This is a genomic window from Streptomyces sp. So13.3, from assembly GCF_005860785.2.
In the GTDB taxonomy this organism is placed as follows: domain Bacteria; phylum Actinomycetota; class Actinomycetes; order Streptomycetales; family Streptomycetaceae; genus Actinacidiphila; species Actinacidiphila fildesensis.
This window is the reverse complement of record NZ_CP048835.1, coordinates 3,276,605-3,288,839: the sequence shown is the minus strand read 5'-3', so window position 1 is coordinate 3,288,839 and position 12,235 is coordinate 3,276,605. Positions and strand designations below refer to the sequence as shown.

The window sequence follows — 12,235 nt, the reverse complement described above, 5'->3', positions numbered from 1 at the left end:
GGACGGACCGCGTGACCGTCCCCGGGGTACAGGCCCCGGGGCGGCCGGGCGGCGTCCTATATGCGCAGCACCGGCAGACGGGAGAGGGGTATGCGTGGGGGCGGTGGCCACGGCCACCGCCCCCGGGGGAGCAGGGAGCGGGCCGCCGCGACGGAGCCGGCCGGCGGGCCGGCCGGCAGGCCGAGGGCGGCGAGCAGGACGACGACGGCGGTGCCGAGCACGGCCAGGCAGAGCGTCAGCGGGCTCGTGTCGTGAGCGGGCCGGTGCGCGGGCGCCGGCCCGTGCCGGTCGGCGCCCTCATGCGCCATTCCCATCGCATCAGGGGAGGCGCCATGCTGGGAGGCCCGGTCCACGGCGGCGGGCCGCGTCTCCTCATGGCCGCCGCCCGCCGGATGGCCCACCGTGTGCATGGCAAAAATCCCGAGGAGGAGAGCGGCGAACAGGAGCATCCGGCGCGTCATCGCATACCCCTCTCCGGTATCGGAACCTGACAGGACCCTACACAAGCGCACCGACAACCGGGCGTTGGTCGCCACAGGTGTCCGACGGATCACCGGCGCCCGTTACGCAGGGCGCAAAACAGCAGGCAGTATGGGCACAGCAGTACGCCCCCACCGGCTCGTGCGTTCGGACGAGGTCCGAAACGTGCCAGAAACCGTGTGGTGGGATGCTCATGTGCCCCGAGGTGCCCCGCGGCGCGGGAGCAGGCAGCCTGATCAGCGAGGATGGGTGGAAATGGATAAGCAGCAGGAGTTCGTGCTCCGTACGCTCGAAGAGCGCGACATCCGCTTCGTACGGCTGTGGTTCACCGACGTGCTCGGCTATCTGAAGTCGGTCGCCGTCGCCCCCGCCGAACTGGAGCAGGCCTTCGACGAGGGCATCGGCTTCGACGGCTCGGCGATCGAGGGGTTCGCCCGGGTCTACGAGTCGGACATGATCGCCAAGCCCGACCCCAGCACGTTCCAGATCCTGCCGTGGCGTGCCGAGGGCCCCGGGACCGCGCGGATGTTCTGCGACATCCTCATGCCGGACGGCTCGCCCTCGTACGCCGACCCGCGCTATGTCCTCAAGCGCGCACTGGCCAAGACCTCCGACCTCGGGTTCACCTTCTACACCCACCCCGAGATCGAGTTCTTCCTGCTCAAGGACAAGCCGCTCGACGGCAGCATCCCCACCCCGGCCGACAACTCCGGCTACTTCGACCACACTCCGCAGAACGTCGGCATGGACTTCCGCCGCCAGGCGATCACCATGCTGGAGTCGATGGGCATCTCGGTGGAGTTCTCCCACCACGAGGGCGCGCCCGGCCAGCAGGAGATCGACCTCCGCTACGCCGACGCGCTGTCCACCGCCGACAACGTCATGACGTTCCGGCTGGTGATGAAGCAGGTCGCGCTGGAGCAGGGCGTGCACGCGACCTTCATGCCCAAGCCGTTCTCGGACTTCCCCGGCTCGGGCATGCACACCCACCTCTCCCTCTTCGAGGGCGACCGCAACGCGTTCTACGAGTCCGGCTCGGAGTTCCAGCTCTCCAAGGTCGGCCGCTCCTTCATCGCGGGACTGCTCAAGCACGCCGGCGAGATCTCCGCCGTCACCAACCAGTGGGTGAACTCCTACAAGCGCATCTGGGGCGGCTCGCAGCGCACCGCGGGCGCCGGCGGCGAGGCCCCCTCGTACATCTGCTGGGGCCACAACAACCGGTCCGCGCTCATCCGCGTCCCGATGTACAAGCCCGGCAAGACCGGCTCCACCCGCGTCGAGGTCCGCTCCATCGACTCCGGCGCCAACCCCTACCTCGCCTACGCGGTCCTGCTCGCCGCCGGCCTGAAGGGCATCCAGGAGGGCTACGAGCTCCCGCCCGGCGCCGACGACGACGTCTGGGCCCTCTCCGACGCCGAACGCCGCGCCCTGGGTATCGAGCCCCTCCCGCAGAACCTGGGCGAGGCCATCACCCTCATGGAGCGCAGCGAACTGGTCGCGGAAACGCTCGGCGAGCACGTCTTCGACTTCTTCCTGCGCAACAAGAAGCAGGAGTGGGAGGAGTACCGCTCCGAGGTCACCGCCTTCGAGCTGCGGAAGAACCTGCCGAACCTGTAAGAGCGTCTCGTTCGTGACGGCATCCGGGCCGGCGGCGTCATGCCGTCGGCCCGGATGCCGTTTGCGCTGCCGCCCTTGGTGGCTACGGGGCCGGGGCGATGTTCTGGTTGGCGTGGAAGAGGTTGTCCGGGTCGTAGGTGCGTTTGAGCGCCGTGAGCCGGTCGTAGTGGTCGCCGTAGGTGGCCCTGACGCGGTCCTGGCTCTCGCCGGCGCCGATGAAGTTGACGTAGCCGCCGCCCATGGAGTGCGGGTGCAGGTCCTCCCAGTAGTTGACGCACCAGTCCTTCACGAGCCCCGCGTTGGCCGGGTCGGGGTCGATGCCGCCGATGACGCCGGACCACATGGCGTCCCGGTAGGCCCATGCCGTGTCGCCCGCGGCGACCCGGTGCGCGGCTCCGTCGACCGGGTAGAGGTGCATGGTCGACAGGTCGGTGGGGAGGTTCTCGGCGTACTTGGCGTGCACGTCGATAGCGTCGTCCGTGATCCGGTCGAAGAAGTCACCGCGCCAGTACCACTGCAGGCCCTTCGGGATCAGCTCGTCGAACATGGTCTGCAGCATGGGGTACGGCATCGGCGTCGAGAAGTGGAAGGCCGGCGTGCCCGCGTCGTTCACCGGGGCCAGGGCCTGCTCGATGCCGTCCGGGTCCCCGGTCCAGCACCACACGACACCGCACATCTTGCGGCCGTGGATCTCCTCGGGGAACGGGGGGCCGGGCGGGACGGCCAGGACGGCGAAGAAGCCGTTCAGGTCCTCGGGCGCCTGCGGCAGGAAGTCGCGGTACCAGCGCAGCACCTCGTGGATGTGGTCGACCGGCCAGAGGCTGATCGCGAGACCGACGGTGTGCACCGGGTGCAGCCGGAAGCGGAACGAGGTGACGATGCCGAAGTTGCCGCCACCGCCGCGCAGCGCCCAGAACAGGTCCGGGTTCTCGTTCTCGCTCGCGGTGACGAAGCTGCCGTCGGCGAGCACCACGTCGGCGGCCACCAGACTGTCCATCGTGAGGCCGTACTTGCGGGTGAGGTGGCCGTGGCCGCCGCCGAGGGTGAGCCCGCCGACGCCGGTCGTCGACATGATGCCGGCGGGTACGGCCAGCCCGAACGCGTGGGTGGCGTGGTCCAGGTCGCCGAGCTGGGACCCGCCGCCGACCCGGGCGGTCTTCGCGGCGGGGTCGACACGCACCCAGCGCATCGGTGACAGATCGACGGTGACGCCGTCGTCGACCAGGCACAGACCGGCGCCGCTGTGCCCGCCGCCCCGGACGGCGAGTTCCAGTCCCTGCTCACGGACGAAGTCCACCGCGGCCATGACGTCCGCCGTGTCGGAGCAGCGCACGATCGCGGCCGGGCGCTTGTCGACCATGGCGTTGTAGACCTTGCGGGCCTCCGGGTAGTCGGGATCCTCCGGAGCGATGACCGGGCCGCGCAACGCGGTCCGCATCGCTTCAAGTGTGCTGCCGTCCATGGCGATCTCCTCGGCGAGACTCGGGCCGCCTCCTCCACCTGGCCGCTCCCCGGCCGGGCCGCCGGTGGGCGGTTGTGCGCCGACGCCCTGGGCACCCTCCATCTGCCATGGGGCATCGCGGACCCCAGGCCGATACATCCAGCATCCCGCCGGTCGGGGAGGATCGCATGTTCACCCGGATGCCTGGGTTCGGCCGGAAGCGCACCATGAAGGAATGGACGGACGCTTCGCCGACATCAGCCCGGCCGGCCGCCTCGCGGATCCCGCGGAGGGGATCAGCCCGGAGGAACTCGCGCTCGCGGCCCGCAACCACGGCCTGCCGCTGGAGGCCCTGCGCTACGACCTGACCCCGCCGGGACTGCACTACGTGCTGGTCCACTACGACATCCCCGCCGCCCGGGAGGACGACTGGCGGCTCACCGTGGGAGGCAGCGTCCGGACGGCGCTGACACTGGACATGGCGGCCCTGCGCTCGTTCCCCGCCGTCACCCACCGCGTGACGATGGAGTGCGCGGGCAACGGCCGGGCGCGGCTCACCCCGCGGCCGGTGAGCCAGCCGTGGCTGGTCGAGGCGGTCGGAACGGCCGAGTGGACCGGGGTGCCGCTGCGAGTGCTGCTCGCCGAGGCGGGAGTGGAGCCGGCTGCCGTCGAGGCCGTCTTCCGCGGCGCGGACCACGGTGTCGAGCGCGGTGTCGAACAGGACTACCGGTGGAGTCTGCCGCTGGCGGTGGCCGCCGGCGCCGATCCTGAGGTGCTGGTCGCGTACGCCATGAACGGGCTGCCCCTGCCGCCGCAGCACGGCCACCCGCTGCGGCTGGTGGTGCCCGGCTGGTACGGGATGGCGCAGGTGAAGTGGCTGCGCGGGATCACGCTCACCGACACGCCGTTCACCGGATTCCAGCAGACGGTGGCGTACCGCTACCGGCAGCGGGCCGGTGAACCCGGCGAGCCGGTCACCCGGATCGCCCCGCGGGCGCTGATGATCCCGCCCGGGTTCCCGGACTTCATGTCCAGGACCCGCGTCGTACGCCCCGGCCCGGTGCCGCTGGAGGGCAGGGCCTGGTCCGGGTTGGCACCGGTCACGAAGGCCGAGGTGAGTACGGACGACGGACGTTCCTGGCGGGCGGCCGAGCTCGCCCCGCCGGACGGACACGACCTGGCCTGGCGGAGCTGGCGGGCGTCCTGGACGGCGGAGCCCGGCCGCCATGTGCTCAGCGCCCGCGCCACCGACGCCGAGGGCAACACCCAGCCGCTCGCCCAGGCGTGGAACCGCGGCGGCTTCGGCAACAACCTCGTCCAGCGGATCACCGTCCACTGCCTTCCGGACGACTGACCTGAGCCGGGGGTCGTCCGCGCGTCAGCCGATGTACGCGGGGGCGAGCGCCGCCGGGGTCAGCGTGCGGGGCGTGCCGGTGCCGTCGGCGGGGACCGTGTAGAGGTCCGCGCCGAAGTCGCCCGGCAGCGAGTAGGCGACGGTGCGGTCGTCGGTCCAGACCGCTTGGTCGTCGACGCTGCGGTTCTCGGCCAGCGGGGTCTCGCGCATCGTGGCGAGGTCGAGGGCGTAGAGCCGCCAGGGGGCGTCGGGGGACAGGCCCGGGACGCGCTTCTTGAAGACCAGACGGGTGCCGTCGGGCGAGAGCGACGGGCACTCCACGTTCGGGCGCAGCGTCGTCACGGTGCGGGCCGCGATGTCACCGCGGATGAGGTACGTCCTGCCGCCGGTGGCGAGCGTCGCGTAGAAGTGCCCGTCGTCGGCGAAGGTGACGCCCCAGAAGTTCACGTCGGTGGCGCGGTAGCGGTGGCCGTCCTTGAGGATCGTGAAGTCCTCCAGGCTGGCGTCGAGCCTGCCGGTCCTGACGTCGAGGATCGAGGTGCGGGTGGAGAAGTCGGTGCCCGCGTACGAGTCGCCGCCGACGAAGACCGTCCAGGCGGCGAGGTGGCCGCTGGGCGATACCCGGGCGCGGGTCGGGATCCCGTTCAGCGGGTAGTGCCGGGTCTCCTTGAGGTGGGAGTCGAGGACGACCGCGCGGTAGGTGTCCTGGACGGTGCCGTGCACGGACTGCAGACAGATGCCGGTGCCCGCGGCGGCGTGGAAGCGCAGACAGCGGACGCCCGAGGCGGTACGGGTCGCCCCGGGCGAGGCGGCGGGCACGGTGGCGAGTTCATCGCGGTGCGGACCCCAGGCCATGTTGCGGAAGACCATGAGCCGGGGCCCGGCCGGGGCCAGCGACACCGCGCCCTGGACGACCGGCGGGCCGCCGGCCTGCTCGGTGTTCCTGCGGGCGGCCCGGTCGGAGGCGTGCCAGACCGCCGCGCCCGCCACACAGGCGAGCACGGCGGCCGCCGCGACGAGGATCAGCAGCCGGTTCCGGGTGGTCATGGCGCCGGCTCCGCTCACGGTCAGCTGGTCCAGATGCCGGTGATGTCGGTGGCGGAGGCGGCGTTCCCCGCGTGCGAGGTGCCGAACATGTCCTCGAGGGTGCGCAGCAGATTGTAGTGGTTGTACGTCGTCGACGAGGTGCTGCCCGGGGTGACGCGCTGTCCGTAGAGGACGGTGGGGATGCGGTTGCCGGCCAGCCGGTTGTCCTCGTCGAAGGTGACGATCAGCAGGCTGTTGTGGGTCTTGGCCCACGTGGCGTAAGCACCGAGATTGTTCTTGATCCAGGTGTCACCGGTGCCGACGGAGCAGTCGTGCATGTCGCTGCACAGGTTCGGCACGACGAACGAGACCTGCGGCAGCGTCGTGTAGTCCGAAGGGAACTGCGCGAACGTCTTGGCGCTGGAGGTCGGCACGTTGCTGAAGCCGAACCAGGGGTTGTGCTTCTGCGCGTACTTGCCGCTGCTGCAGGTGGTGGAGCCCTGGCTGGGGAGCGTCTCGTTGTAGCTGCCCCAGGTCTTGCCCGCGGCGATCAGCTCGGAGGCGAGGTTGGGCGCGGAGCTGAAGCCGGGGGTGACGCAGCTGTCGCCGGTCACGCCCTGGTTGCTGCCGGAGAACACCTGGTAGTAGTTCGGCTGGCTCGGGTGCGTGACGCCGTACGAGGCGGTGAGGTTCGCGCCGCCGGTCTTCAGCGAGTTGATGTAGGGGGCGCTGGAGCTGCCGATCACCTGGTTGTACGCGTGGTTCTCCATCATCACGACGATCACGTGGTCAGGAGTGGGGACGGCGGCCGCCGCGTGCGCGGTGGACGCGCCGCCGAGGCCGGCCCACAGGCCGACGGACGCGCCGGCCAGCCCGAGGGCGGCGGCGAGGGCGGTGAGGGGGCGACGCGGAACGGATATCGACAAGCCGGGCACGGCTTACCTCCGGTGGGGGGGTATGGGGGCGCGGAGCGCTGTCAGCGTAGGAGCGGCCGGCGGAACTGAGAAGATCCGCAGACGTGAATGGCCGGGAAACGAACGGTGCGGGCCCACCGGGACGGGCGCGGCCCGCCGCCCGCACGGGCAGCGCTGTCTCCCCGGACCGGCAGCGCCGTCTCCCCGGAGCGTGCCGCCGGCCGTCCGGACCGGTCCTGCCGGCCGCCCGGACCGGCTCCGCCGTCACGGAACGGCGCGGGAACCGTCCGGTGCACGCCGTTCCAGGTCGGCGGCCGGGCGGTTACGCTCAGCTGGGACCTTGATCGCAGGCATGACGTACCGGAGGCGAGATGTCGCTGCCGCAGGGGCGCCGGAGCAGCACGTTCTCCCGGCTGCTGCGCCACGGGTTCACCGATCCGGCGGCGGCCGAGGTGCTGGTGGAGGCCGCGGGGCTGACCGCGGTACGGACCGATCCGGTGCTCCTGGACGCGCTCGGCGCGACGGCGGACCCCGATCAGGCGCTGCTGGGCCTGGTCCGGCTGGTGGAGGTGCTGGACGAGGGCGAGCGGCGGACCCTGCTCGACACCCTGACCAGCGCCAAGCCGCTGCGCGACCGGCTGCTCGGGGTGCTCGGCGCCTCCGAGGCGCTCGGCGACCACCTCGCCCGGCACCCGCGCGACTGGCACGCGCTGGTGACGTACGAGTCCGCCGACCTGCACCCCGGCGTCGCCGAGTTCGAACGCGGGCTGGCCTCCGCCACCGACCCCGACCTGCTGCGCGCCGCCTACCGCCGCTGCATGCTGGCGATCGCCGCCCGCGATGTGTGCGGCACCAGTGACCTGGTGCAGACGGCCGCGGAGCTGGCCGACCTGGCCACCGCGACCGTGCGCGCGGCCCTCTCCATCGCCGCCGCTGAGGCACCGGAGGACGCGGCGCTGTGCCGGCTCGCGGTGATCGGCATGGGCAAGTGCGGCGGCCATGAACTGAACTACGTCTCGGACGTCGACGTGATCTTCGTGGCGGAACCGGCCGACGGCGCCGAGGAGGCCGGGGCGATGCGGGCCGCGACGCGGCTGGCCGCCCGGATGATGCGGGTCTGCTCCGACACCACCGCAGAGGGCACCATCTGGCCGGTCGACGCCAACCTGCGGCCGGAAGGCAAGAACGGCCCGCTGGTACGCACGCTTTCCAGCCATGTCGCGTACTACAAGCGGTGGGCCAAGACCTGGGAGTTCCAGGCGCTGCTCAAGGCCCGGCCGATGGCGGGCGACCGTGACCTGGGCCTGGCGTACGTCGAGGCGCTCTCGCCGATGGTGTGGCAGGCCGCCGACCGCGACCACTTCGTCACCGACGTCCAGCAGATGCGCCGCCGCGTCGTGGAGGGCATCCCCGCCGCACACGTCGAGCGGGAGCTGAAGCTCGGTCCCGGCGGGCTGCGCGATGTCGAGTTCGCCGTCCAGCTCCTGCAGTTGGTGCACGGCAGAACCGATTCCTCACTGCGCAGCGGCACCACCCTCACCGCGCTCGCCCAACTCGCCGCCGGTGGTTACGTCGGCCGCGCGGACGCCGCCTCGCTCGATGCCGCCTACCGCTTCCTGCGGCTGATGGAGCACCGCATCCAGCTGTACCGGCTGCGCCGTACCCATCTGGTGCCGGACGACGAGGCCGGGCAGCGCCGCCTGGGCCGGTCGCTGGGCTTTCGCGCCAACCCCGTCGCCGAGTTGAACCGGGAGTGGAAGCGGCACGCCGTCGAGGTGCGCCGGCTGCACGAGAAGCTCTTCTACCGGCCGCTGCTCGACGCGGTCGCCCAGCTCGAACCGGTCGAGACCCGGCTCAGCAACAACGCCGCGATGCAGCGTCTGCAGGCGCTGGGGTACGCCGATCCGGCCGCGGCCTACCGTCATCTGGAGGCGCTGGCCAGCGGCGTCAGCCGCAAGGCCGCCATCCAGCGCACCCTGCTGCCGGTCCTGCTCGGCTGGTTCGGGGACTCCGCCGACCCGGACGCCGGGCTCTTCGGCTTCCGCAAGGTCTCCGACGCGCTCGGCAAGACCCCCTGGTACCTGCGGCTGCTGCGGGACGAGGGCGCCGCCGCCGAGCATCTCGCCCGGGTGCTCTCCTCCGGCCGGCTCGCCCCCGACCTGCTGATGCGAGCTCCGGAGGCGGTCGCCCTGCTCGGCGCCCCCGAGGGCCTGCGGCCGCGGTCCGCGGTGGCGCTCGAACAGGAGGTGCTGGCCGCGGTCGGCCGCGCCGAAACCCCCGAACAGGCGGTCACCGCGGTCCGCGGCGTCCGGCGCCGCGAGCTGTTCCGGACGGCGGCGGCCGATGTCATCGGCGAGCTGGACGTGGACCAGGTGGGCACCGCCGTCACCGACATCAACGCGACCACCGTCGTCGGCGCCCTGCGGGCGGCCGTGAACGCCGTCGAGGCGGCGGACGGGCCCCTGGCGACCCGCTTCGCCGTCATCGGCATGGGCCGCTTCGGCGGGCGCGAACAGGGGTACGGCTCGGACGCCGACGTGATGTTCGTCCATGAACCGCTCGACGGCGCGGAGGAGGGCCGGGCCGCCGGACAGGCCCTCAAGATCGCCAACGAGCTGCGCCGGCTGCTGCAGATCCCCACCGCCGACCCGCCGCTGATCATGGACGCGGATCTGCGCCCAGAGGGCAAGAGCGGCCCGCTGGTGCGGTCGCTCGGCTCATACGCCGCCTACTACCGGCGCTGGTCGCTGGGCTGGGAGAGCCAGGCGCTGCTGCGCGCCGACCCCATGGCAGGGGACCAGGGGCTCGGAGAACGCTTCATCGAGCTGATCGACCCGCTGCGGTACCCCGCGGACGGGCTCGACGAGGACGCGGTGCGCGAGATCCGGCGGCTCAAGGCCCGGATGGAGTCCGAGCGGATGCCGCGCGGCGCCGACCCCACCACGCACGCCAAGCTCGGCCGCGGCGGGCTCTCCGACGTCGAGTGGACCGTCCAGCTGCTGCAGATGCAGCACGGCGGGCGGCGGAAGGAACTGCGCACCACCCGTACCCGCCGGGCGCTGGAGGCCCTGCGCGCCGCCGGTCTGGTCGGCGCCGACGACGCGGCCGTCCTCGACGAGGCATGGGTGCTGGCCACCCGGGTCCGCAACGCGGTGATGCTGGTCCGCGGCCGCCCGGGGGACACGTTCCCCGGCGACGGCCGGGAGCTCGCCGCCGTGGGCCGCTACCTCGGCTACTCGGCCGGCCACGTCGGCGACATGGTCGAGGAGTACCGCCGGACGACCCGGCGGGCCCGCGCGGTCGTCGAGCGGCTCTTCTACGAGTACGAGGCGTGACGGTACGAGGCTTACGAGGTGTGACGGCCGGCCGCGGAAACAGGCTCAGCGGAAACAGCTCAGCGGCGGGCGGTCGCCGGGTAGCGGGGCAGGTGGTAGACGAAGCGGCCGTAGACCGCGTAGACCAGCGCGAAGCCGGCGCCCAGGCACACGGCGCCCCCTATGGCGTCGAGCCAGAAGTGGTTGGCCGTCGAGATGATCACGACCAGGGTCGCCAGCGGATAGAGCATGCCCAGCACCCTCACCCACAGCGGCCGGGCGAGCATCGCGACGGTGATGCCGCACCACAGCGACCAGCCGATGTGCATGGACGGCATCGCGGCGTACTGGTTCGACACGTGAGCCAGGTCGCCGGAGGCCATCGAGCCCCAGGTGTGGTGCACCTTGACCGTGTCGATGAAGTCGATGCCGTGCATCAGCCGGGGTGGGGCGAGCGGATAGAAGTAGAAGCCGACCAGCGCGATACCCGTGGTGATGAAGAGGACCGTGCGGGCCGGGCCGTAGCGGCCCGGATGCTTGCGGTAGAGCCACACCAGGACGCCGATGGTGATGATGAAGTGCAGCGTCGCGTAGTAGTAGTTCATCCCTACGATGAGCCATGTCACCGAGTTCACGGCGTGGTTGACGCTGTGTTCGACGGCCAGCCCGAGGTGGTTCTCCACCTTCCAGATCCAGTTCGCGTGCCGCATCGCCGCCGACTGCTGCTCGGGGACGGCGTTCCGGACGAGCGAATACACCCAGTAACTGACCGCGATCAGTGCGATCTCGAACCACAGACGCGGTCTGCGGGGGGTGCGGAGCCTCGACACGAGGGTATGGCGGGGTGCCGTAGGGCCCTCGCTCGGCGCTCCATCGGAATCAGCGGAACCGATGGAGCGCGGCGGGGCGGCCGTACGGCCAGCCAGGATCTTCGCGGTCGGTTCCCCCATGGAGGAATAGTCTGCCAGACCCACGCGAGCTCGCAGATCAGACGCCGGTCGGATCCTGTGCATTCGATGTATGCCTTCCGGCCGACTGCTGGACCAGCAGCGGCGGTGCCTGGCTGCTGGGCACCGCGGCCGTCGAACCGCGTACGACCAGCTCCGGGAGGAAGACGAATTCGCTGTGCGGGGCGGGGGTGCCGCCGATCTCCTCCAGCAGCGCCCGCACCGCCGCCTGCCCCATGGCGGCCACCGGCTGCCGGATGGTGGTGAGCGGCGGATCGGTGAAGGCGATGAGCGGGGAATCGTCGAAACCCACGACGGAGACGTCTCCGGGCACCGACAGGCCCTGCTGCCGGGCGGCCCGGATGGCGCCCAGCGCCATCATGTCGGACGCACAGACGATCGCGGTGCAGCCGGACGCGATGAGCGCCGTCGCGGCCGCCTGGCCGCCCTCCAGCGTGTACAGCGAGTGTTGGATCAGTTGTTCGGACTGCTCGGCGGTCAGGCCCAGCACGTCCTCCATGCTGCTGATGAAGCCCTGGATCTTGCGGAGTACCGGCACGAAACGCTTCGGTCCGACCGCCAGTCCGATTTTCTCATGTCCGAGTGCCGCCAAATGGGTGACGGCCAGCCGCATCGCGCCCCGGTCGTCCGGGGACACGAACGGCGCCTTGATCCTGTCCGAGAAGCCGTTGATCAGCACGAACGGCACACCCTGGCCGTGCAGCCTGGCGTACCGCTCGGTGTCGGCGGTGGAGTCGGCGTGCAGACCGGAGACGAAGATGATCCCGGCGACGCCGCGTTCCACGAGCATCTCGACCAGCTCGTCCTCGGTCGAGCCGCCCGGCGTCTGGGTGGCCAGCAGCGGGGTGTATCCGTCGCGGGTCAGCGCCTGACCGATCACCTGTGCGAACGCCGGAAAGATCGGGTTCTCCAGCTCCGGGGTGATCAGACCGATCAGACCCGCGCTGCGCTGCCGCAGCCGGACCGGCCGTTCGTAGCCGAGCAGATCGAGTGCGGCCAGCACGGATTCACGGGTGGTGGCGGATACGCCGGGCTTGCCGTTGAGGACCCGGCTGACCGTTGCTTCGCTGACACCCGCCTGGGTTGCGATGTCAGCAAGCCTTGCGGTCACAGCACCGGAT

The 12,235-nt window shown here is 71.4% G+C and carries 9 protein-coding genes; 3 read left to right on the top strand and 6 right to left on the bottom strand.

The genetic code is table 11. The features are described 5' to 3' along the window. Positions 1-56 precede the first annotated feature (56 nt). Complete coding sequence (locus C8250_RS14910) at positions 57-461, bottom strand: DUF6153 family protein (RefSeq protein ID WP_138353766.1); 405 nt, start codon at positions 459-461, stop codon at positions 57-59. 274 nt (positions 462-735) lie between these two features. Between C8250_RS14910 and C8250_RS14905 the strand changes: the two genes are divergently transcribed. Continuing rightward, the gene (locus tag C8250_RS14905; protein WP_138353765.1) at positions 736-2,097 is read left to right on the top strand and encodes a glutamine synthetase family protein; all 1,362 of its coding nucleotides are present in this window, start codon (positions 736-738) and stop codon (positions 2,095-2,097) included. A gap of 82 nt (positions 2,098-2,179) precedes the next feature. On the opposite strand, the gene C8250_RS14900 is transcribed toward C8250_RS14905, so the two are convergent. Further along, positions 2,180-3,559, bottom strand: a complete 1,380-nt coding sequence (locus C8250_RS14900) for an FAD-binding oxidoreductase (RefSeq protein WP_138353764.1) — start codon at positions 3,557-3,559, stop codon at positions 2,180-2,182. Between the two features lie 214 nt (positions 3,560-3,773). On the opposite strand from C8250_RS14900, the gene C8250_RS14895 reads away from it, so the two are divergent. Beyond that, the gene (locus C8250_RS14895) at positions 3,774-4,892 is read left to right on the top strand and encodes a sulfite oxidase (protein WP_138353763.1); all 1,119 of its coding nucleotides are present in this window, start codon (positions 3,774-3,776) and stop codon (positions 4,890-4,892) included. 24 nt (positions 4,893-4,916) lie between these two features. On the opposite strand, the gene C8250_RS14890 is transcribed toward C8250_RS14895, so the two are convergent. Beyond that, the gene (locus C8250_RS14890; protein ID WP_138353762.1) at positions 4,917-5,939 is read right to left on the bottom strand and encodes a TolB-like translocation protein; all 1,023 of its coding nucleotides are present in this window, start codon (positions 5,937-5,939) and stop codon (positions 4,917-4,919) included. A gap of 20 nt (positions 5,940-5,959) precedes the next feature. Beyond that, entirely contained in the window at positions 5,960-6,853 is an 894-nt protein-coding gene (locus tag C8250_RS14885) for an alkaline phosphatase family protein (protein WP_187144845.1), read from the bottom strand. 350 nt (positions 6,854-7,203) lie between these two features. On the opposite strand from C8250_RS14885, the gene C8250_RS14880 reads away from it, so the two are divergent. After that, positions 7,204-10,167 (top strand): bifunctional [glutamine synthetase] adenylyltransferase/[glutamine synthetase]-adenylyl-L-tyrosine phosphorylase, encoded by a 2,964-nt coding sequence (locus C8250_RS14880; protein ID WP_138353760.1) that lies wholly within the window; start codon positions 7,204-7,206, stop codon positions 10,165-10,167. A 59-nt stretch (positions 10,168-10,226) separates the two neighbouring features. Here C8250_RS14880 and C8250_RS14875 read toward each other — a convergent pair whose 3' ends face one another. Then, on the bottom strand, positions 10,227-11,096 hold the full coding sequence (locus C8250_RS14875; RefSeq protein ID WP_138353759.1) for a phosphatase PAP2 family protein: 870 nt from the start codon (positions 11,094-11,096) through the stop codon (positions 10,227-10,229). Positions 11,097-11,133: 37 nt separating this feature from the next. Next, positions 11,134-12,225, bottom strand: coding sequence for a LacI family DNA-binding transcriptional regulator (locus C8250_RS14870; protein WP_187144844.1), 1,092 nt, complete (start codon positions 12,223-12,225; stop codon positions 11,134-11,136). Positions 12,226-12,235 lie beyond the last annotated feature (10 nt).

Excerpts from the sequence above, each read along its gene's own strand:
- C8250_RS14910 (WP_138353766.1), bottom strand. The coding sequence starts at position 461 with ATGACGCGCCGGATGCTCCTGTTCGCCGCTCTCCTCCTCGGGATTTTT.
- C8250_RS14905 (WP_138353765.1), top strand. The coding sequence starts at position 736 with ATGGATAAGCAGCAGGAGTTCGTGCTCCGTACGCTCGAAGAGCGCGAC.
- C8250_RS14900 (WP_138353764.1), bottom strand. The coding sequence starts at position 3,559 with ATGGACGGCAGCACACTTGAAGCGATGCGGACCGCGTTGCGCGGCCCG.
- C8250_RS14895 (WP_138353763.1), top strand. The coding sequence starts at position 3,774 with ATGGACGGACGCTTCGCCGACATCAGCCCGGCCGGCCGCCTCGCGGAT.
- C8250_RS14890 (WP_138353762.1), bottom strand. The coding sequence starts at position 5,939 with ATGACCACCCGGAACCGGCTGCTGATCCTCGTCGCGGCGGCCGCCGTG.
- C8250_RS14880 (WP_138353760.1), top strand. The coding sequence starts at position 7,204 with ATGTCGCTGCCGCAGGGGCGCCGGAGCAGCACGTTCTCCCGGCTGCTG.
- C8250_RS14875 (WP_138353759.1), bottom strand. The coding sequence starts at position 11,096 with ATGGGGGAACCGACCGCGAAGATCCTGGCTGGCCGTACGGCCGCCCCG.